18 protein-coding genes are annotated in these 19527 nt (G+C 72.9%); 7 read left to right on the top strand and 11 right to left on the bottom strand.

Annotated features, from left to right (window positions below; all coding sequences use genetic code 11):
* Positions 1 to 57: 57 nt before the first annotated feature.
* The 5 genes from OG435_RS14455 to OG435_RS14435 all read right to left on the bottom strand — a co-directional run bounded on the left by OG435_RS14455 (position 58) and on the right by OG435_RS14435 (position 5070).
* Positions 58 to 558, bottom strand: a complete 501-nt coding sequence (locus OG435_RS14455; protein WP_266877231.1) for a hypothetical protein — start codon at positions 556 to 558, stop codon at positions 58 to 60.
* Between the two features lie 118 nt (positions 559 to 676).
* On the bottom strand, positions 677 to 1621 hold the full coding sequence (locus tag OG435_RS14450) for a hypothetical protein (RefSeq protein ID WP_266877230.1): 945 nt from the start codon (positions 1619 to 1621) through the stop codon (positions 677 to 679).
* Complete coding sequence (locus OG435_RS14445; protein ID WP_266877229.1) at positions 1618 to 2142, bottom strand: SigE family RNA polymerase sigma factor; 525 nt, start codon at positions 2140 to 2142, stop codon at positions 1618 to 1620. Before OG435_RS14445 ends, OG435_RS14450 begins: the two co-directional genes overlap by 4 nt.
* Positions 2143 to 2269: 127 nt before the next feature.
* Positions 2270 to 4003 carry an ABC-F family ATP-binding cassette domain-containing protein gene (locus OG435_RS14440; RefSeq protein ID WP_266877228.1) on the bottom strand — a complete coding sequence of 578 codons (1734 nt, stop codon included), beginning with the start codon at positions 4001 to 4003 and terminating at the stop codon, positions 2270 to 2272.
* A gap of 191 nt (positions 4004 to 4194) precedes the next feature.
* Positions 4195 to 5070 (bottom strand): NAD(P)H-binding protein, encoded by an 876-nt coding sequence (locus OG435_RS14435; RefSeq protein ID WP_266877227.1) that lies wholly within the window; start codon positions 5068 to 5070, stop codon positions 4195 to 4197.
* A gap of 111 nt (positions 5071 to 5181) precedes the next feature.
* Between OG435_RS14435 and OG435_RS14430 the strand changes: the two genes are divergently transcribed.
* On the top strand, positions 5182 to 5598 hold the full coding sequence (locus OG435_RS14430) for a winged helix-turn-helix transcriptional regulator (protein ID WP_266877226.1): 417 nt from the start codon (positions 5182 to 5184) through the stop codon (positions 5596 to 5598).
* Positions 5599 to 5604: 6 nt separating this feature from the next.
* Here OG435_RS14430 and OG435_RS14425 read toward each other — a convergent pair whose 3' ends face one another.
* The 3 genes from OG435_RS14425 to OG435_RS14415 all read right to left on the bottom strand — a co-directional run bounded on the left by OG435_RS14425 (position 5605) and on the right by OG435_RS14415 (position 7781).
* Positions 5605 to 6345: a PP2C family protein-serine/threonine phosphatase gene (locus OG435_RS14425; protein ID WP_266881739.1), complete on the bottom strand. Its 741-nt coding sequence runs from the start codon at positions 6343 to 6345 to the stop codon at positions 5605 to 5607.
* Between the two features lie 97 nt (positions 6346 to 6442).
* Complete coding sequence (locus OG435_RS14420) at positions 6443 to 7108, bottom strand: hypothetical protein (RefSeq protein WP_266877225.1); 666 nt, start codon at positions 7106 to 7108, stop codon at positions 6443 to 6445.
* A 70-nt stretch (positions 7109 to 7178) separates the two neighbouring features.
* Positions 7179 to 7781 carry a TetR/AcrR family transcriptional regulator gene (locus OG435_RS14415; protein ID WP_266877224.1) on the bottom strand — a complete coding sequence of 201 codons (603 nt, stop codon included), beginning with the start codon at positions 7779 to 7781 and terminating at the stop codon, positions 7179 to 7181.
* Here OG435_RS14415 and OG435_RS14410 point away from each other — a divergent pair.
* From OG435_RS14410 to OG435_RS14400, 3 genes are all read left to right on the top strand, one after another.
* A complete protein-coding gene (locus OG435_RS14410; RefSeq protein WP_266877223.1) occupies positions 7765 to 9354 on the top strand; it encodes an APC family permease in 1590 nt (529 codons plus the stop codon). The genes OG435_RS14415 and OG435_RS14410 overlap by 17 nt on opposite strands.
* A gap of 72 nt (positions 9355 to 9426) precedes the next feature.
* Positions 9427 to 11034, top strand: coding sequence for an amidohydrolase (locus OG435_RS14405; protein ID WP_266877222.1), 1608 nt, complete (start codon positions 9427 to 9429; stop codon positions 11032 to 11034).
* A 60-nt stretch (positions 11035 to 11094) separates the two neighbouring features.
* Complete coding sequence (locus tag OG435_RS14400) at positions 11095 to 12279, top strand: hypothetical protein (protein ID WP_266877221.1); 1185 nt, start codon at positions 11095 to 11097, stop codon at positions 12277 to 12279.
* A 25-nt stretch (positions 12280 to 12304) separates the two neighbouring features.
* Here the strand turns inward: OG435_RS14400 and OG435_RS14395 are convergent, their stop codons facing one another.
* The 3 genes from OG435_RS14395 to OG435_RS14385 all read right to left on the bottom strand — a co-directional run bounded on the left by OG435_RS14395 (position 12305) and on the right by OG435_RS14385 (position 16111).
* Positions 12305 to 13210 carry a phosphatase PAP2 family protein gene (locus OG435_RS14395; RefSeq protein ID WP_266877220.1) on the bottom strand — a complete coding sequence of 302 codons (906 nt, stop codon included), beginning with the start codon at positions 13208 to 13210 and terminating at the stop codon, positions 12305 to 12307.
* A gap of 127 nt (positions 13211 to 13337) precedes the next feature.
* Positions 13338 to 14378 carry a LacI family DNA-binding transcriptional regulator gene (locus OG435_RS14390; RefSeq protein WP_266877219.1) on the bottom strand — a complete coding sequence of 347 codons (1041 nt, stop codon included), beginning with the start codon at positions 14376 to 14378 and terminating at the stop codon, positions 13338 to 13340.
* Positions 14379 to 14404: 26 nt separating this feature from the next.
* Positions 14405 to 16111 (bottom strand): glycoside hydrolase family 13 protein, encoded by a 1707-nt coding sequence (locus tag OG435_RS14385; protein ID WP_266877218.1) that lies wholly within the window; start codon positions 16109 to 16111, stop codon positions 14405 to 14407.
* A gap of 220 nt (positions 16112 to 16331) precedes the next feature.
* Here OG435_RS14385 and OG435_RS14380 point away from each other — a divergent pair, with 220 nt between their 5' ends.
* The 3 genes from OG435_RS14380 to OG435_RS14370 are packed head-to-tail and all read left to right on the top strand — an operon-like array spanning position 16332 to position 19523.
* Positions 16332 to 17606, top strand: a complete 1275-nt coding sequence (locus OG435_RS14380; protein ID WP_266877217.1) for an extracellular solute-binding protein — start codon at positions 16332 to 16334, stop codon at positions 17604 to 17606.
* Between the two features lie 7 nt (positions 17607 to 17613).
* A complete protein-coding gene (locus OG435_RS14375) occupies positions 17614 to 18648 on the top strand; it encodes a carbohydrate ABC transporter permease (RefSeq protein WP_266877216.1) in 1035 nt (344 codons plus the stop codon).
* Positions 18645 to 19523 (top strand): sugar ABC transporter permease, encoded by an 879-nt coding sequence (locus OG435_RS14370; RefSeq protein WP_430625631.1) that lies wholly within the window; start codon positions 18645 to 18647, stop codon positions 19521 to 19523. The genes OG435_RS14375 and OG435_RS14370 overlap by 4 nt, the downstream gene beginning before the upstream one ends.
* Positions 19524 to 19527 lie beyond the last annotated feature (4 nt).

Raw genomic sequence — 19527 nt, 5'->3', positions numbered from 1 at the left:
CCGGGGCCGCAGTCGGTCGGTTCCCGGCGTCAGTTCTCCCGGAGTCGGTGCCCGGCGTCAGGACAGGTCGAGTTCCGGCAGGGAGAAGAAGCCGGCGACCGCGGCCACGATCCGTTCCTCGGTGTCGTCACCGTCGAAGTCCTCCTCCGGCCCGGCCAGGCGCGCCGCGGTGAGGGCGGGCAGCAGCAGCTCGGGCTCCGCGCCCACCGGGTCGTCCGGACCCTCGAAGCTGAAGGCGGTGGTCAGTTTCCCGTCGCGGTAGTACTCGAACCAGGGCCCGTGGGCCTTCCCCAGACAGGGCTCCGTCACGAAGACGACGAGCTCACCGCCCTGCGGGCACAGCAGCTCGTAGTGGGTGAGGTGGTAGTCGCCGCCGTCCCAGCTGAACATGTCGTGCATCATCAGCCCCCAGCCGCCGGTCTCCTTGCCGTACGCGAGCGGCAGCCGCTTCTGGCCGAGCAGTCCCCGCGTGAGCGCGTCCAGGGACTGGCCACGGAAGAAGACGACGTTGGTCTCCTGGTGGTGGGGGAGCGCGCGGTCTATCCAGTGCCTCGTCATACCGGCACCGTAAAGGGACCCACTGACACCGCGGGCCCGTCGGCCGGTGCGTGGCGGGACCCCCGCCGCCGACCCCTGTACGGCGGCGGGGTTCCACGCTTCCGGCGTCCCTTCCCGGTTACGGGAGGGACTTCTCGTACCCCTTGTCCTGGTCGGAGTCGTAGACCTGCTTGCCCTGGGCGTCGTAGCCCTTGACCCGCGGGGCCTTGGTGACGGACCGCTCCAGGATCCCGGTGGCCGCGAACCAGCCGTGGTCCACGGCGCCTTCGAAGGTGGCACCGCCGTAGCCGACGGTGACCCGGGTGACAGCGGGGTCGACCGTGCCGATGCTGCCCCAGCGGTAGGGCAGCTTCCAGGAGCCCTCGGAGCTCAGCCTCTGGAGGAAGAGCTTGCCCCCGTTGATGTCGGGCCGGACGGGTCCGCTCTCGGGGTCCACGCCTCCGCCACTGGAGGTGTTGAGGCCCTCGGCCCTGCCGTTCTTGATGAGGCAGATGAGCCGGATCTGCTGCGGGGCCTCCTTGACGGCGACGATGTACCGGCCGTCCCCGGGGGAGTTGCGGTTGCCGGTGCTGCGGTGCGCGAGCAGGATCCGGTAGTCGGAAGCCTTGCCCAGGTCCGTCCGCTGGAATCCCGCCGGATCGGAGGAGGCGTGCTCCCGGTCGTAGGCGAGGCACAGTCCGAGCCCGGCGGCCGCCTCCTCGAAGGTGATCCCGTCGGCGAGCTGCCCGGGCGTCGCGGGCGCCGCCGGTCCCGGGGGCGCCTGGGGGGTGGGCGGCGCGGCGCTCGGCTTCGGGCCGCCGCCGCCCGCCACCGGCACGACCGCCGGACCGCCGCCGGGCCCGTTCCCGGCGAGGACCAGGGCCGTCACCGGGACGACGGCCAGCGCGACCAGGGCCGCCCCCGCCGCCGCCAGCCTGCGATGGCGCTGCTCCGCCCGGCCCTGCCGGACGATCTCCGGATACGGCACGGCGGCGGGCCGCACGGCCTCGGCGCCCCGGGCCATCAACTCCCGCAGGTCCAGCTCGAACTCCTCGCCCTGCCTGCCGTCGTCCTGCCCGTTCACAGGACCGCCCCCTCGTTCCTCGTCGCGACCCGGCCCAGTCCGGGCCAGGCGCGAAGCTTCGCCAGCGCCTTGGAGGCCTGGCTCTTGACGGTGCCCTGGGAGCACCCGAGGACATCGGCGGTCTCGGCCTCGGAGAGGTCCTCCCAGTACCGCATCACCACCACCGCCCGCTGACGGGCGGGCAGTTGGGCCAGCGCCTCCATCAGCGCGCCACGTTCCTCGGCCCACGCACCCGCGTGGTCGCCCGTCGACGTGTCCGGCACCCGGTCCGTCAGTCGCTCGGCGACCCGGCGCTTGCGGAACCGGTCGCTGTTGCACGTGACCAGCATCCGGCGGACGTACGCCTCCGGACTGTCCATGCGCGACACCCGCCGCCACGACCGGTACGCCTTCGCCAGCGCGGCCTGGGTCACGTCCTCCGCGTCGTGCGGATCACCCGTCAACAGGTAGGCGGTTCGGACCAGATGGACCCAGCGCGCGGCAACGAACGACTCGAACTGAGCTTCTTCCTCGGCCTGCATCGGCACCTCCTCGCCCCCTTGACCACCACCCGCCCCGATTCGGTTGCCCGGAGGGCGAACGAATCTTCGCGGGTACGGTGGCGCCGCCGGCGCCGGTGTCCGAGGGGGCGGGCGGCCGGTCAGCCCCTCATGCGGTGCCGACCAGCCGGAACTGCGGTGTTCCGTGCCGCAGTTCGAGCCGATCACCGGCGAAGGCGGCCCGGAAGCGCGGGTCGTGGGAGACCGCGACCACCGCTCCGGGGTAGCCGGCGAGCGCCTGCTCCACCTCCTCGACCAGCGCGAGGGACACGTGGTTGGTCGGCTCGTCCAACACGAGCACGTCGGCGGGCCGGGTCACCAGGCGGGCCAGTTCGAGGCGCCGCCGCTGCCCGGCGGACAGGGCCGCGACCGGTACCGGCAGGTCCTCCTCGCGGAACAGCCCGAGCGTCAGCAGGGCCTCCGCGTGCTCCTCGGGCAGGCCGGGGAGCCCCGCCGCGAACGCGGAGAGCAGCGGGAGCCGGACGGGGGCGTGGGGCAACTCCTGTGCCAGATAGCCGAGTCGTACGTGGGCTGCGCGGTGCACTGTGCCCGCGTCCGGGGTCAGGTCGCCGGCCAGGACGCGCAGCAGGGTGGTCTTCCCGGCCCCGTTCGGCCCCGACACCAGCAGCCGCTGCCCCGGCCGTACGGTGAGGGCGGCGATCCGGAGCCGGTCGCCGACCCGGATCCCGGAGAGCTGGAGCAGCGGCCCCGCGGGGGCGGGCCCGGGGGCGGTTTCCGGGCCGGCTTCGGGGCCGGCTTCGGGAGTGGCGATCCCGACGCCGAAGCGCAGCGGCACCGGTGGCGGTGCCACCGGCTGCGCGCGCAGCTGTTCGAGGTGCGTCCGGGCCGCCCTGACCTGCCCGGACAGCTTGGCCTCGGAGGAACGGCGGTGCTTCCCGAAGCCCTGCCCGGGGTCCCCGCCGGTGCGGTCCAGCCGCTGGCCCGCCGCCGAGACCAGGGCCTCGGTGCGTGCCAGGTCCCCGCGCCACTCCGCGTACCGCTGCGCCCAGCGGCCGCGCGCGGCGGCCTTCGCCGCGAGGTATCCCGCCCAGCCGTCCCCGTACCGCACGACCGTGCGCCGGTCCCGGTCGACCTCCAGGACCGTGCTGGTGATCCGCTCCAGGAAGTCCCGGTCGTGGGTGACGACGACGAGCGTGCCCCGGTGGGCGCGCAACCGCTCCGCGAGCCAGTCGACGGCCCGCCGGTCGAGGTGGTTGGTCGGCTCGTCCAGGAGCAGGAGTTCGGGCGCGGCGGCCAGTACGCAGGCCAGCGCGAGCCGGGAGCACTCGCCGCCGGAGAGCGAGCCGAGGGTGCGGTCCCGGGTGACGTGGCCGAGGCCGAGCCCGTGCAGCGCGGCGTCGGTGCGGGCGTCGGCCTGATAGCCGCCGCGTTCCTCGTAGGCGGTCAGGAGGTCGCCGTACGCGTCGAGGAGCGCGGGGTCGGGCCCGCCGCCGGAACGGCCTTCGCCGCCGGAACCGCCCTCGCCGACGACGCCGCCGAGGGCGGTTTCGGCGGCGCGGATGCGGGCCTCCAGCTCCCTCAGATCGGCGAGGGCGAGGTCGACGGCGTCCTGGACGGTCAGCCCGGGCGCGAGGTCGAGGGTCTGGGCGAGGTGTCCGGTGCCGCCGGGGAAGACGGCGGTGACCTCCCCGCCGTCCGGCGCCTCGGCCCCGGCGAGCAGCCGGAGCAGGGTGGACTTGCCGGAGCCGTTCTCGCCGATGACGGCGGCCTTCTCGCCGGGCCGGACGATCAGCGACACCTGGTCGAGCACGACCCGGTCACCGTAGGCCTTGGTGACTCCGGACAGCGTGAGCTGGGACTGCTGATGGGCGCGCGAGCGCATGGGGATCCCCTCGGGGTACTCGTACCGCTTCTTCCACGTTCTCCTTCTGGATGCGGGCAGCGCGGACGCGCGGCGCGGGGGCCGAGGCCCCTCACGCCGCGTCCGCGCCGCGGATCAGCGGAAGAAGTAGTACGCGTACGAACCCATGAGGCCAGGGTAACGCGAGGCGAGCCGTTGCGTCTCGCGAGTTTTCAGCCCGCGCTGCGCGCGCCGGTCACCGCCTCCGCGACCGTCACCGCCAGCGGGGTCGTCGGGCGGCCGATCAGGCGGGACAGGTCGCCGGAGGTGCCGGCCAGGCGGCCGCGCTCGATGGCGAGGTCCACGTCGACCAGGATCGCGGCGAACGGCGCCGGGACGCCCGCGCCGGTGAGGACCGCGTGGTGGGCCTCGGGGGTCACGGCGTTGTACGCGATCTCCCGGCCGGTGGCCTCCGCCACCGCCGCCGCGTACTCCGCGAAGGACCACGCGACGTCGCCGCTCAGCTCGTACGCCCGGCCGAGGTGGCCCTCCCCGGTCACCACGGCCGCGGCGGCCGCCGCATAGTCGGCCCGCGCCGCCGAGGCCACCCGGCCCTCGCCCGCGTTGGAGAGGACCGCCCCGTGCGCGAGCACCGGGGCCAGGTTGCCGGTGTGGTTCTCGGTGTACCAGCCGTTGCGCAGGAAGGTGTACGGCAGGCCGGAGGCGAGGATCAGCTCCTCGGTCGCCCGGTGCTCGGCGGCCAGGTCGAAGTCCGCGTCGGGACCGCCCAGGATGCCGGTGTACGCGAACTGCGCCACCCCGGCCGCCTTCGCCGCGTCGATCGCGGCGGCGTGCTGGGGCACCCGCTGTCCGACCTCGCTCCCGGAGATCATCAGGACGCGGTCGCCGGAGCGGAACGCCCCGGCGAGGGTCTCGGGCGCGCTGTAGTCGGCGATGCGCAGTTCGACGCCCAGCGCGGCGAGCGGGGCGGCCTTCTCCTTGTCGCGGACGACGGCGGCGATCTCCCCGGCGGGGACGCCTCGGGCGAGCAGCTCGTCGATGACGAGACGGCCGAGGGCTCCGGTGGCTCCGGTGACGACGATGCTCATGGCGGCTTCACTCCTGGATCTGGACCTTGCTCCCCGTTTTCCGGGCTGTGTACTCACCGTACGGGGGACACTAACCAAACGGCAGTACCCACTTTGAAGTAAGGTACTGGCATGGGAGTAAGTGAGATGCGCGAGAAGTGGGTCCAGGCCGAGGCCTTGTGCCCGCACCGGCTCGTCCTGGAGCACGTCACCAGCCGCTGGGGCGTCCTGGTCCTGGACGCCCTCCTCGACCGCTCGTACCGGTTCAGCGAACTGCGCCGGGAGATCGGGTCGGTCGCCAAGGTCAGCGAGAAGATGCTGACCCAGACCCTGCAGACGCTGGAGCGCGACGGTTTCGTGCACCGCGACGCCAAGCCCGTCATCCCGCCCCGCGTCGACTACTCGCTCACCCCGCTGGGCCGCGAGGCCGCCGAGCGGGTCCGCGCCCTCGCCCACTGGACCGGGGTGCGGATGGACGACGTGCAGCGGGCGCGCGAGGCGTACGACGAGGCGAAGCGCCGGGAGGCGGCCGCGGCCGCCCTGAACTAGGCCGACTCAGGCGCCGATGCGCACCAGTGCGAGCGTGATGTTGTCGGGGCCGCCCGCCTCGATGGCGGCCCGCCACAGCTCGAAGGCGGCCTTGCCGTCGTCGTGCGCCCGCAGCACCTCGTCGATGGCCTCGTCGGGCACCGGGTCGGTCAGGCCGTCGGTGCACACCAGGTAGCGGTCGCCCGTCGCCAGCGGGAAGGTCGCCACGTGCGGGGTCAGGACGTGTTCGGCGCGGCTTCCGCCGAGGGTCTGGGTGACGGCCGACGTCGTGCGGTGCCCGGGCAGTGGCGGCGGGCTGTCGTCCACGCTGACCTGGCGCAGTCCGTCGGCGGTCACCTGGAACACCTTGCTGTCGCCGACGTTGAAGGACAGCAGCGACTCCGGCATGACCAGGGTCCCGGCGACCGTGGTCCCCATCGAGGTCAGCTCCGGACGGCCTTCGGCGGCGGAGTGCACCGCGCGATTGCAGAGGTTGAGCGCGTCCTCGACCGCCTCGGCGCCGTCCAGCGTGGGGCCGAGCAGGGCGAGTTCCCGGACGACCAGCTCGCTGGCGACCTCACCGGCCGGCTGCCCGCCGAGCCCGTCCGCGACCGCGACCAGCAGTGGTCGGCCGAGGGGGAACATCAGCGTCTGGGGGCTGCGGGTCGTGGTCCCGCACAACGTCCACGGTCCGATGACCAGGCTGTCCTCGTTGTGCGCACGGACCAGCCCGACATGGCTCAGGGCGGTCACGGCTATGTACTCCACCACGAGGGTCCCGCCTCTCCACGAGGGCAGACGCGTTCCTTTCCCGCCCCCATTGTCCCGCCACCGGGCGAGCGGCGCGTGTCCGCGCCCCCGCAGGTCAGTACTGCGTGCCCCCGGCCGCGAACGGTCCGGTCGCCGGGGCGACGCACTTGTCCACGACTGCCTCCTCGCCGCCGCCCACCGCACCCCGCACGCAGAGCCGTCCGCCGTTCTCGCGGAGGTCGAGGGAGAAGTGCGTGGTCGCACCGGCCTGCTTGAGGTCGTGGATGCGCTCGTCGGGGTAGCCGGCGGCGTTCAGGGCCGCCCTGACCTTGACCGGGGTGGGCTTCGCGATCTTCTCGACGGCCAGGTAGACCTGCTGCTCGTGGCTGACGCCCGCGCACCAGTCGCGGGTGTCCAACTCCACCATGGGCCCCGCCGTGGGCGCGATCGGCACGATTCCCGGGCCCTGCGCCTCCTCGCCGGGCGGTGCCGGCTGCGGGCTCGGCGGCCCCTCCTGGCGGGTGCCGGCAGCCGGGCACGACTGCGCGATGTGCGCCTGGATCTCGGCGAGGGCCGGGGAGGACAGGCTTCCCATGGTTGCCGCCGGCGCGGGGGGTGCGGACGCCGTGGCCTGCGCCGCCGGCTCGCCGCCGCCCTCGGTCGCCTTCGCGGTGCCGCACGCGCCGAGTGCCAGTACGGCGAGGGCCGTCAGGGCGACGGGGAGCAGCGGCCGACGGGAGGAGCGGGCGAAGGTGCTGGTGGAGCCATGCGTTCGGGTCATGCGGACAGTCTCTGATCATGCCGGGCCCGGCGCGTGAGTACGCATACTCACCTGGGCGGGGGGCACTTGCTCAAGCCGTACGCAGCGCCCGCGCGTACGCGAGGAACGCCGTCAGGCCCACCTCGAAGGCGGCCTCCGCGCGTCCCGGGCCCTGGGCGGCCAGGGCCCGGGCGAGGAGCGGGGTGCCCGGGGTCGGCTCCCACATGGCGTCCGGGGCCGCGAGGTCCAGGGCCGAGCCCAGGACCAGGTTCTCCAGCCCCGTGAGCAGCGGCATCACCCGCTCCGCGGCGAAGCCGGCCCGCAGCAGGAGGGCCACCGCCCGTTCGTACTGCGCGAGCACCGCGGGGGCCCGTACCGGGGTGGTCATCAGCAGCGGGATCGCCCGCGGGTAGGCGGCGAAGGCGGCCCGGTACGAGCGGGCCCAGGCCTCCAGGGACCGGTCCCAGGGCTCCGCCGAGGACAGCGGGCCGCCGTCGATCCCGGCGCACACCCGCTCCCGGATCAGCTCGATCACCCCGGCCCGGCCGTCCACATGGTGATACAGCGATCCCGTTTGCACCCCGAGCACCCGGGCGATCTGGGGGACGCTGAACTCGCCCTGCTCGGCCAGCAGTTGCAGGGCGGCAGCGCCGATCCGCTCCCGGTCGAGCAGTGGAGTGCGCGGCCGCGCCATCGTATTTCTCCCGCCGTCAGGTCTTCCCGTACGTCAAAACTTCTTCGTGGTCTCCGCCGCGGCCCCGCTCACCGTCATGGCCGGCGTCGCCCCCGTCGCGATCCTCCTCGGCGGCATCGGCGCCCCCGCCGGCTACCTCCTCGCCGGCCTCACCCTCGCGGTCTTCGCCGTCGGCTTCACCACCATGAGCCGCCACGTCCGCAGCGGCGGCGCCTTCTACGCCTACATCGCCCGCGGCCTCGGCAAGCGCGTCGGCATCGGCGCCGCCCTGCTCGCCCTCATCGGCTACAACGGCATGGAGATCGGCGTCTACGGGCTCCTCGGCACCACCACCGCCGACACCGGGCGGGCCCTCGCCGGCCTGGACATCCCCTGGCTGCCCGTCTCCCTCGCCGGCCTCCTCCTCATCTGGTACGGCGGCTTCCGCTCCATCGACTTCGGCGCCAAGCTGCTCGGCGTCCTGCTCGTCGCCGAGACCGGAATCCTCGTCCTGCTCGCGGGCGGCGTCCTGCTGGAGGGCGGCGCCCACGGCCTCTCCCTCGGCTCCTTCACCCCCGGCGCGGTCCTCGTCCCCGGCACCGCGGCGGTCCTGGCCTTCGCCTTCGCCGCGTTCACCGGCTTCGAATCGACCGTCATCTACCGGCGCGAGGCCCGCGACCCGGACCGCACCATCCCGCGCGCCACCTACATCGCCGTCGCCTTCCTCGGCCTCTTCTACGCCTTCATCGTCTGGACCGTCATCCAGGCCTTCGGATCCGAGGAAGTCCTCGCCGCGGCCTCCGAGGACCCCGCCGGCCTCTTCTTCACCGCCATCACCACTTACGTGGGCCCCTGGGCGGCCGACCTGATGCACGTCTTCATCGTCACCAGCGTCATCGCCTCCCTCCTCGCCTTCCACAACGCCATCAACCGGTACGCGCTCGCCCTCGCCGAGGAGGGCGTCCTGCCCGCCGCCCTCGGCCGGATCCACCCGCGCCACGGCTCCCCGTACCTCGCCGGCGCCGCGCAGACCGCCCTCGGCGCCGTGGTCGTCCTCGGCTTCGCCCTCGCCGGAGCCGACCCGTACCAGCAGCTGCTGCTCTGGGTGAACACCCCCGGCATGATCGGCCTCATGGCCCTGATGCTGCTCGCCGCCGTCGCCGTACCCGTCTACTTCCGCCGCGTCCGGCACGACGAGGGGCCCTGGCGGACCCTGATCGCGCCCGTCGTCGCCGCGGTGCTGCTGGCCGTCGCGATCTGCCTGGTCGTCTCCAAGGTGGCCCTCTTCACCGCGGCCTCCACCACCGTCAACACCGTCCTCGTGGCCCTCGTACCCGCCGTCTTCCTCGCCGGGCTGGCCCTCGCCCAGCGCCTGAAGACCCGTCGGCCCGAGGTCTACGCCCGCTTCGCGGAGGAGCCGACCGGGGCAGCCGCGGCCTCAGCGCCGGCGACACCCGCGTCACCGGCGGCACCGGCGGCGCCCGCGACACCCGCGGCGCCCGCGACACCCGCGTCACCCGCGACACCCGCGGCACCCGCGGCGCACGGGGAGTCCGCGGCGCCCGTAGCGTCCGCAGAGCCCGCAGCACCGTAAAGCCCCTTCTGCCCGACCAGCCCGACCCGCCCCCCCGCCCGACCAGCCCGAACCCCCGCAAGGAGCAGAGCCGTGCCCGCTGCCGACACCGTCCTCACCGGAGCCCGCGTCCGCACCCTCGACCCCGCCCGCCCCGAGGCCCGCGCGGTGGCCGTCCTCGGCGGCGAGATCGTCGCCGTCGGCGACGAGGCCGACGTCCGCGACTGGCGCGGCCCCGGCACCGAGACCGTCGACCTCGGCGGCGCCACCCTCACCCCCGGCCTCACCGACGCCCACAGCCACCCCGTCTGGGGCATCGAGATGGCCACCGGCACCGACCTCTCCGCCGTCACCGACCTCGACCAGCTCCGCGCAGCGCTGCGCACCGCCGACCGGGGCCCCGGCGGCTGGGTCACCGGCTTCGGCCTCGACCACAACGCCTTCGGCGGCCGCCCCGTCGACAAGGCCCTGATCGAGGAGGTCCTCGCCGGGGCCCCCGCCTTCCTGCGCCTCTACGACGGCCACTCCGCGCTCGCCTCCGGCGCGGCCCTGGCCGCCGCCGGGATCACTGGCCCGCGCGCCTTCGCCCAGCGTTCCGAGATCGTCTGCGACTCCGACGGGCGGCCCACCGGCCACCTCGTCGAACACGCCGCGATGGACCTGGTCGGCTCGCTCGCGCCGAAGCCCGCGTACGGCGAGCGCCGGGAACGCCTCACCGGGCTGCTCTCCGACATGGCGGCCACCGGTCTGACCGGCGCCCACGTCATGGACCTCGGCGGCGGGGACGTACCGGCCCTGCTGGCGACCGTCGAGTACGAGGGCGACCTGCCGCTGCGGCTGAACCTCTCGCCCTGGTGCATGCCCGGCGCCACCGGCGAGGACCTGGCGGAACTGATCGAGCTCCAGCGGCTCGCGGGCCGGCACTGGAAGGTCGGCGGGGTGAAGTTCTTCATGGACGGCACCGTCGAGGGCGGCACGGCCTGGCTGGAGCACGCCGACTGCCACGGCCGGGGCACCGACGCCTTCTGGCCCGATCCGCAGGCCTACGCCGAGGCGGTACGGGTCCTCGACGCGGCCGGGGTGCGCACCGCGACCCACGCCATCGGGGACGCGGCGGTCCGGCACGTCCTGGACACCGTGGAGTCCCTGGGCCCGCGGGGCCGGACGAAGCACCGGATCGAGCACATCGAGACGATCCCGGACGGCCAGCTGAAGCGGTTCGCGGAGCTCGGGGTGATCGCCTCGATGCAGCCGCCGCACACCGCGTACACCCGGGCCGACCACAGCGACGAGTGGTCCAAGCGGCTGGGGGAGGAGCGGGCCGGCCGCGCCTGGCGCTGCCGGGACCTGCGCGAGGCCGGCGCGATCCTGGCCCTGGGCTCGGACTGGCCCATCGCCCACTACGACGCCCGCCAGGTCCTGGCCACCGCCCGTGACCCGCGCGGCGCGGCCTCGGCCGGTACGGGAGCCTGGACCGGGGCGGCCCTGAGCGGGCTGATGGCCCTGGAGGGCATGACCTCGCACGCCGCCCTGGCGGCCGGGGAAGGAGCGGTAGCGGGCCGGATCGCACCGGGCTTCCGCGCGGACCTGACGGCCTTCGGCCTGGACCCGGTCTCCGCCCCGGCGGACGAACTGGCCGGGGCACCGGTCCGGCTCACGATGTCGGGCGGCCGGATCACCCACCGGGCGGTGTCGGGCTGACGGACCCCCGCCACCGCACCGGCCGGCCGGGCACGGGCATGCGCATGGCATGATCCGCGCGTGAGAACCCTGAACTCCGCCGCCCGGGCCGTGCTCCACGAGCGCCGCCCGGCAGCGTGGTGCTGGGAAGCCGTGGTCACGGCCGTCTGCGACGGGGAGGCGAACTGGGATGCGAACGCCGCGACGGCCCAGGCCGGCCCCGCCGTCTCGGGGCACGCCGATCTGATCGCCGAGTCGCTCGGCGGGCTGCTCGATGGTTTCGTACGGGCTTCCGGGCACTCCATCGCAGTGCTCGCCCTCGCCCTTGCGGGGATGGGCGACGTCCGGGCGCTGCCCGCTCTGCGGCGCCTCGCGAAGGACGGCGGGCTTCCCCACGACCGCGCCCGCGCCCGCATCGTGGCCGCGCTGCCCGCCGAGGAGCTGCTCCCCGCGCTGCTGCCCGGCCTGCGGGAGGAGCCCGCGCGGTCCCACGCGAGCACCTTCGCCCTGGAACTCCTCGCAGCCTGGGGGCCGGCCGCGGCACCCGCCGTGCCCGAGGTGACCGGGTACCTGGGGAGCCCTCACACCTACGACGCCCTGCGCGTCCTCGGCCGGATCGGCCCCCCGGCCTTCGGCGCCGCGGACCGGCTGGCCGCGTACGCCACCGGCCGCGCCCCCGGGGCCGGGCGTCACCACCCGAGGCTGGCCGCCTGGGCGCACTGGAGGGTCACGGGCGATGACACCCTCGCCCTGGACGTGTGCGGAGCCGCCGTGAGGTCCGGGGGCAGTGGCCACGGCCTGCCCTTCCTCGCCGATCTCGGCCCGGCGGCCACGGCACACGCGGACACCGTGCGCGAGCTGATGGAATCGCCCGGTGCGTGGACCCGGGTCGCCGCGGCGTACGCGTACTGGAGGATCACCGGGGACCCGGAGCCCGCCATTGCCGTGCTGTCGGCGGAGGTGGACCCGACCTGGACGGGGCGGCCCGCCCTGCCGACGGAGGAGGCAGTCCTTCGCCTCGGGGAGATCGGGGCCCCGGCCGCCTCGGTGGCGCCCCTGCTGCGCCGGATCCTGGCCGGGGGAGAACGGCTGGTCCACCCCTTCGCCGGGGTCCGCATCCTTGCTGACGAGACCTACGTGAGGACCCTCACGGGAGCGCTGGAGCGCATCGATCCGGATGGCTCGACCGTGGCGTCGCGGCTGCCGGGCGTCGTGGATCCGGGACCGGCCTTGGGGGGTGGACTCCGCAGGTGGTGGGCCCGCTGAGCGGGGCCGGAATCCGCCGTTCGGCTCAGCGCTGGAAGCGGGCCAGTGCCGGATGGTTCAGGACGGCCGCCGCCACCGGGTGGCGGCCGGTCTCCACGGGCCGGCGCGGCAGCCGGTGCGGGAGCGATCCGTACCAGGCGCGGGAGACGGCGTAGCCGAAGGCCAGGCAGAGCATGCCGCCGACGGCGTCGAGCCAGAAGTGGTTGGCGGTGGACACGATCACGATCAGCGTCGCCGTCGGGTAGAGCAGGCCCAGGATCCGGGCCCAGGGGGCGGAGGCGACCGCGAAGATCGTCAGCCCGCACCAGAGCGACCACCCTATGTGCATGGAGGGCATCGCGGCGTACTGGTTCGACATGTGCTTGAGGTTGCCCGAGGCCATGGAGCCCCAGGTGTGGTGGACCAGCACCGTGTCGATGAAGTTCTGCCCGTTCATCAGCCGGGGCGGCGCGAGCGGGTAGAAGTAGTAGCCGACCAGGGCCACGCCCGTGGTGGCGAAGAGGACCAGCCGGGTGGCCGCGTAACGCCCGGGATGAAAGCGGTAGATCCAGACCAGCACGCAGATGGTCAGGACGAAGTGGAGCGTGGCGTAGTAGTAGTTCATGCCCACCACGAGCCAGGTCACCGAATTGACGGCGTGGTTGACCCTCTCCTCGACGGCGATGCCGAGCGACCGCTCCACGTTCCAGATCCAGTCGGCGTTCGCGAGCGCGGCCGCCTTCTGCTCGGGTACGGCGTTGCGGATCAGCGAGTACGTCCAGTAGCTGACCGCGATCAGCAGGACCTCGAACCAGATCCGGGGTCGTCGGGGGACGCGGAGCTTGGAGAGCCCGGCGCCCTGGGACGACTCCGGGCGGTCCTGGCTCTCGGTCACGGGGGATGACGAGACGTCCGTCCGGGTATCCAGTGTCTTCACGCTCGCTTCACCCATAGGAAAAGAGTCTGCCAGATGGCGTACTCGCCTTCGATCATCCCTTGGGACGGTCTTGGCCGCAGCCTCTCCGTCTTCGGGAGGACCGGAGGCCTTGCGTCCCTAGGGGGAACGGCAGGGGCGGCCCTCAGGGGCGTGCGGCCCCGCGGCCCTGTTGGGGGCCCGAGGCGGTCGAGCCGCGGACGACCAGTTCGGGCAGGAAGACGAACTCGCTGTGCGGGGCCGGCGTACCGCCGATCTCCTCCAGCAGGGTCCGTACCGCGGCCTGGCCCATGGCCTGCACGGGCTGGCGGATGGTCGTCAGCGGCGGGTCCGTGAACGCTATGAGCGGGGAGTCGTCGAAGCCGACCACCGACACGTCCTGCGGGACCTTCAGGCCCTGCTGCCGGGCCGCCCGGATCGCGCCGAGCGCCATCATGTCGCTCGCGCACACCACCGCCGTGCAGCCGCGCGAGATCAGCGCCGACGCGGCGGCCTGCCCGCCCTCCAGCGTGTAGAGGGAGTGCTGGATCAGCTCCTCGACCTCTTCCTCGCCGAGTCCGAGCCGCTCCTTCATGCCGAGGCGGAAGCCCTCGATCTTGCGGAGCACCGGCACGAACCGCTTGGGTCCGACGGCCAGCCCGATCCGGGTGTGCCCGAGCGCGGTCAGGTGGGTCACGGCGAGCTGCATCGCGGCCCGGTCGTCGGGGGAGACGAAGGGGGCCTGCACCTTGTCGGAGAAGCCGTTGATGAGGACGTACGGGACGCCCTGCCCGCGGAGTTGGTCGTAGCGGCCCATGTCGGCCGTGGTGTCCGCGTGCAGCCCGGAGACGAAGATGATCCCGGAGACCCCGCGGTCGACCAGCATCTCCGTCAGCTCGTCCTCCGTGGACCCGCCGGGCGTCTGCGTGGCCAGTACCGGGGTGTAGCCCTGCCGGGTCAGCGCCTGGCCGATGACCTGGGCGAGCGCCGGGAAGATGGGGTTGTCGAGCTCGGGGGTTATCAGGCCGACGAGTCCCGCGCTGCGCTGGCGCAACCGTACGGGGCGTTCGTACCCGAGCACGTCGAGCGCGGCCAGCACGGATTCACGGGTGCCTGCGGCCACACCGGGCTTGCCGTTGAGCACGCGGCTGACTGTGGCTTCGCTGACCCCCGCCTGGGCTGCGATGTCGGCTAGCCGTGCGGTCACGAGATTGGACTGTACCGGTCGCGCGTTCACCATGACCACCACGTGCACGAATCCGGGGGAAGCCGGACGGTGCGGCCGTCCGTCTCCACCGGGGCGCTGGACAGGACGGGCCGTCCGGGCGAGGGCATTTCGAGCGGGACCGGGCGGGTGTTGAGCGTGCACGCGAAGCCGGGGCGGGTGAAGAGCAGCACCCCCTCGGGCGCGGGCAGCCACTGCATCCCGGTGTCCCCGGGGGAGGCGTCGGCCCCCGCCGCGGCCCCCGTCTCCGCCCTGGTCTCCGCCCCCGTCTCCCCGGCCGTTTCCACCCCCGTTCCCGCCCCGGCCTCCGCGGCCCCGAGACCCGGCATCGCGCGGCGCAGTTCGAGGGCGGCGCGGTAGAGCTCCAGGGTGGAGTGGGGGTCGCCGGTCTGCGCGGCGACGCTGAGCCCGCCCCAGCCCGCCGGCTGCGGGAGCCAGCTCCCGGCCGGCCCGAAGTCGTACGGGGGCTCCTGGCCGGACCACGGGATCGGCACCCGGCAGCCGTCGCGCAGCCCGTCCTGCCCGGCGCTCCGGGCGAAGGCCGGGTCCTGGCGGGCGGAGTCCGGGAGGTCGGTGACCTCGGGCAGGCCGAGCTCCTCGCCCTGGTAGACGTAGGCCGATCCGGGCAGGGCCAGCATCAGCAGCGCGGCCGCCCGCGCCCGGTCCAGGCTGCCGTAGCGGGTGCGGTGGCGTACGACGTCGTGGTTGGACAGCACCCAGGTGGTCGGGGCGCCGACGGAGGCGGTGGCGGCCAGGGACTCGTCGATGACGGTGCGCAGCGCCCGGGTGTCCCAGGGGCATTCCAGGAAGCGGAAGTTGAAGGCCTGGTGCAGTTCGTCGGGGCGGACGTACAGCGCGAGCCGCTCGGAGCTGGGCGCCCAGGCCTCGGCGACACCGATGCGCGGGACCTCGTAGGAATCGAGCAGCCGCCGCCAGGAGCGGTGGATCTCGTGGACCCCGTCCTGGTCGAAGAAGGGGAGCGGCTCGGTGCCGATCAGGGTGGCCTGCGCCCCGCGGCCGATGTCCGGCATGCCCGGGGCCTTGACCATGCCGTGGGCGACGTCCACCCGGAACCCGTCGACGCCGAGGTCGAGCCAGAACCGCAGGACGGCGGAGAACTCCTCGGCGACCTCCGGGTTCTCCCAGTTCAGGTCGGGCTGCTCGGGGGCGAAGAGGTGCAGGTACCAGGCGCCGTCCGGGGTCCGGGTCCAGGCGGGTCCGCCGAAGACCGACTCCCAGTCGTTGGGCGGGAGCTCCCCGCCGGGCCCCCGGCCGGAGCGGAAGTGGTAGCGCTCGCGGGCTCCGGGCTCCCCGGCCAGCGCCGCCCGGAACCAGACGTGCTGCTCGGAGGTGTGGTTCGGGACCACGTCCACGATGACCCGCAGCCCCAGCGCGTGCGCGGCGCGGATGAGGTCGTCGGCGTCGGAGAGGTCCCCGAAGAGGGGGTCGACGGCCCGGTAGTCGGCGACGTCGTAGCCGCCGTCCGCCTGCGGGGAGACGTAGAAGGGGGTCAGCCACACCGCGTCGACCCCGAGCCGGGCCAGGTGGGGCAGGTGCTCGCGGACCCCGCGCAGGTCCCCGATGCCGTCGCCGTCGCTGTCCGCGAAGGAGCGCACGTACACCTGGTAGATGACGGCATCGCGCCACCAGCCGCCGCTCGCGGTGGCGTTGCTGGAAGCGCTTGCAAGCCGGGAGGCGGTCAACTCGTGGGTCATATCGGGTCAACGCGTGTGCGCACCCCCTGGTTGCGGGCCCGGACACTCGAAGAGGGTTCGAACTAACAGCAAGCTGCGGCAACCGTCCGGACACACGGATGTAACGATCACCCCTTCTTGCAGAAAGTTCCCGCAAGGTCTTTCGGTCGGCTTTCAGGCTTGTTACGTTCTCGGCAACTCGGGACCGCGAGGCGCGGCCGGGATCATCGAAGGAGTTCATATGCGGCGTGGCATAGCGGCCACCGCGCTGGTCGCGGCTCTGGCGCTCGCGGCGACGGCTTGCGGCGGTGACACCAAGGACGGCAGCGAAGGCGCCAAGGCCGACGGGGAGCTCTCCGGCACGGTCACGTGGTGGGACACCTCGAACGACGCCGAGAAGGCGTCCTTCCAGAAGCTCGCCGAGGCGTTCACAGCCAAGCACCCCAAGGTGACCGTCAAGTACGTCAACGTCCCGTACGGCGACGCGCAGAACAAGGTCAAGAACGCCTTCAGCAGCGGTTCCGAGGCCCCCGACGTGATCCGCGCCGACGTGGGCTGGGTGGCCGACTTCGCCTCCCTCGGCTACCTCGCCGAGGTCCCCGCCGACACGGCCAAGAAGGTCGACGCCGAGTTCCTGCCCCAGGCCGCCGCCAGCGGCAAGTACGAGGGCAAGACCTACGCCGTCCCGCAGGTCATCGACACCATGGGCCTCTTCTACAACAAGAAGATGCTCGCCGACGCCGGAGTCCAGCCCCCCAAGACGCTGGAAGAGGTGAAGACCGCTGCCGCGGCCATCAAGGCCAAGACCGGCAAGGCCGGCCTCTACCTGCGCGGCGACGACTCCTACTGGTTCCTCCCCCTCATCTACGGAGAGGGCGGCGACCTCGTCGACGCGAAGACCAAGACGGTCACCGTCGACAACGCCGCGGGCGTCAAGGCCTTCAAGGCCGCCCGCGACCTGGTCACCTCGGGTGCGGCGATCACCAACGCCACCGACGGCTGGACCAACATGCAGACCGCCTTCAAGTCGGGCGAGGCCGCGATGATGATCAACGGCCCCTGGGCCGTGGCCGACAGCTACGCGGGCGACCAGTTCAAGGACAAGGCCAACCTCGGCATCGCCGCGGTCCCGGCCGGCTCCGTCAAGGCGGGCGCCCCGCAGGGCGGCCACGACCTCGCCGTGTACGCGGGCTCCAAGAACATCGCCGCCGCGAACGCCTTCGTCGACTACATGACCTCGCAGGAGGTGCAGGTCCAGTCCGCCAAGGAGCTGAGCCTGCTCCCGACCCGCACGGCCGCCTACGAGCAGCCCGAGGTCAAGTCCAGCGAGATGGTGCAGTTCTTCAAGCCGGCCGTGGACAAGGCCGTCGAGCGCGCCTGGATCCCGGAGAACGGATCCCTCTTCGAGCCGCTCAAGGTCGAATACACCAAGGCGATCACCGGGGCGTCGAGCCCGGAGGACGCGGCCAAGGCGGCCGGCGTCGAATTCCGCAAGATCCTCAAGGGCTGGAAGTAGAGAAACCATGGCTGCTCACACCAGCCAGTCGGTGGCGAAGGCCGCGGGCAGCGAGGCCGGTCCTGACGCCGGCCCCGCCGCCCGCGGCCGGAGCCGCAGGACTGACAGCAGGAACCGCCCGGGGCTGAAGCGGGCCCTGGCCACCCACTGGTACGCCTGGGCCATGATCACCCCCGTGGTGCTCGTGCTCGGCGTCATCATCGGCTGGCCGCTCGTCCGCGGCGTCTACCTGTCGCTGACCGACGCCACCGAGCGCAACGTCGGCCGCACCATCGGCGCGAACCACATCGAGGCCACGTACCAGTTCATCGGCCTCGACAACTACGCCGACGTCCTCGCCGACCCGGTGTTCCTGCAGCGGCTGGTGTGGACGGTGACGTGGACCGTCGCCTGCGTATCGGTCACCTTCGCGCTGGGCCTCGGCCTCGCCACCGTGCTCAACCGCGAGTTCAAGGGACGCGCCGCCTACCGGATGGCGCTCATCCTGCCCTGGGCCGTCCCCGGATTCGTCTCCGTCTTCGCCTGGCGGTTCCTCTTCAACCGCGACAACGGCATCCTCAACAAGATCCTCGAAGGCGGCGGCATCTCCGCCGTCCCGTGGCTCGACGACCCCACCTGGGCCAAGATCGCGGTCATCACCGTCAACGTCTGGCTCGGCGTCCCCTTCATGATGGTGGCCCTGCTCGGCGGCATGCAGTCGATCCCCGGCGAGCTCTACGAGGCCGCCGAGATGGACGGGGCGAGCCCCTGGCAGCGGTTCCGCCACATCACCCTGCCGGGACTGCGCACGGTCAGCATGACCGTGATCCTGCTCTCCACCATCTGGACCTTCAACATGTTCCCGGTGATCTTCCTGCTCACCCGGGGCGGCCCGGGCGACTCCACCGAGATCCTGGTGACCCAGGCCTTCCGCGAGGCGTTCGTGACCAGCCCGCGCGACTTCGCCGTCTCGGCGACCTGGGGCGTACTGATCCTCCTGCTGCTCACGATGTTCGCGCTGGTCTACCGGCGCTCGCTGCGCAAGCAGGGAGAGGTGTGGTGACCGTGACGACCCACTCTGTGATCTCTGAGAAGGTGCCCTCCGGGCGCCCCCGCGGCAAGCGCTCCCGGCTCGCCTCCGCCGGCCTGCACGGCACCCTGGCCGTCGCCGCCGTGATCGCCGTGTTCCCGGTGCTGTGGATCCTGCTGACCTCGCTGAAGCCCGCGAAGCACGCCATCTCCACGGACTTCGTCAAGGAACCGACCCTCGACAACTACCGCTACCTGGTGGAGTCGACCTCCTTCCTCACCTGGTTCGGCAACTCCGTCCTGGTCGCCGGCATCACCACCGTCCTCGGGGTGTTCATCGCCGCCACCACCGGATACGCCGTCAGCCGCTTCAAGTTCCCCGGAATGAAGCCGCTGATGTGGACCCTGCTCATCACGCAGATGTTCCCGATGGCCATCCTCATCGTCCCGCTCTACGACCTCATGGGAGACCTGGGGCTGCTGAACCAGCCGCTCGGCCTGGTGATCACCTACCTCACCATCGCCGTGCCGTTCTGCGCCTGGATGATGAAGGGCTTCTTCGACACCATCCCGGTCGAGATCGACGAATCCGGCCGCGTCGACGGGCTCAACCCCTTCGGCACCTTCTGGCGCCTGATCCTGCCGCTCGCCAAGCCCGGCCTCGCCGTCACCGGCTTCTACGCCTTCATCACCGCCTGGGGCGAGGTCGCCTACGCCTCCGCCTTCATGGTCGGCGACGAGCACCTCACGCTGGCCGGCGGCCTGCAGACCTTCGTCACGCAGTACACCTCCAACTGGGGTGCGATGAGCGCCGCTTCCATCCTCATCGCCATCCCCGCGGCGTTCTTCTTCCTCTTCGCCCAGCGTCACCTCGTCGCCGGGATGACGGCGGGCGCGACCAAGGGCTGACCAC

The organism is Streptomyces sp. NBC_01264 (assembly GCF_026340675.1).
GTDB lineage: Bacteria > Actinomycetota > Actinomycetes > Streptomycetales > Streptomycetaceae > Streptomyces.
Note: the sequence above shows the minus strand (reverse complement) of the source record. Positions and strands in the feature narration are given on the sequence as shown.

Excerpts from the sequence above, each read along its gene's own strand:
- OG435_RS14385 (WP_266877218.1), bottom strand. The coding sequence starts at position 16,111 with ATGACCCACGAGTTGACCGCCTCCCGGCTTGCAAGCGCTTCCAGCAAC.
- OG435_RS14375 (WP_266877216.1), top strand. The coding sequence starts at position 17,614 with ATGGCTGCTCACACCAGCCAGTCGGTGGCGAAGGCCGCGGGCAGCGAG.
- OG435_RS14420 (WP_266877225.1), bottom strand. The coding sequence starts at position 7,108 with ATGACCCGAACGCATGGCTCCACCAGCACCTTCGCCCGCTCCTCCCGT.
- OG435_RS14380 (WP_266877217.1), top strand. The coding sequence starts at position 16,332 with ATGCGGCGTGGCATAGCGGCCACCGCGCTGGTCGCGGCTCTGGCGCTC.
- OG435_RS14445 (WP_266877229.1), bottom strand. The coding sequence starts at position 2,142 with ATGCAGGCCGAGGAAGAAGCTCAGTTCGAGTCGTTCGTTGCCGCGCGC.
- OG435_RS14440 (WP_266877228.1), bottom strand. The coding sequence starts at position 4,003 with ATGCGCTCGCGCGCCCATCAGCAGTCCCAGCTCACGCTGTCCGGAGTC.
- OG435_RS14435 (WP_266877227.1), bottom strand. The coding sequence starts at position 5,070 with ATGAGCATCGTCGTCACCGGAGCCACCGGAGCCCTCGGCCGTCTCGTC.
- OG435_RS14430 (WP_266877226.1), top strand. The coding sequence starts at position 5,182 with ATGGGAGTAAGTGAGATGCGCGAGAAGTGGGTCCAGGCCGAGGCCTTG.
- OG435_RS14455 (WP_266877231.1), bottom strand. The coding sequence starts at position 558 with ATGACGAGGCACTGGATAGACCGCGCGCTCCCCCACCACCAGGAGACC.
- OG435_RS14395 (WP_266877220.1), bottom strand. The coding sequence starts at position 13,210 with ATGGGTGAAGCGAGCGTGAAGACACTGGATACCCGGACGGACGTCTCG.
- OG435_RS14415 (WP_266877224.1), bottom strand. The coding sequence starts at position 7,781 with ATGGCGCGGCCGCGCACTCCACTGCTCGACCGGGAGCGGATCGGCGCT.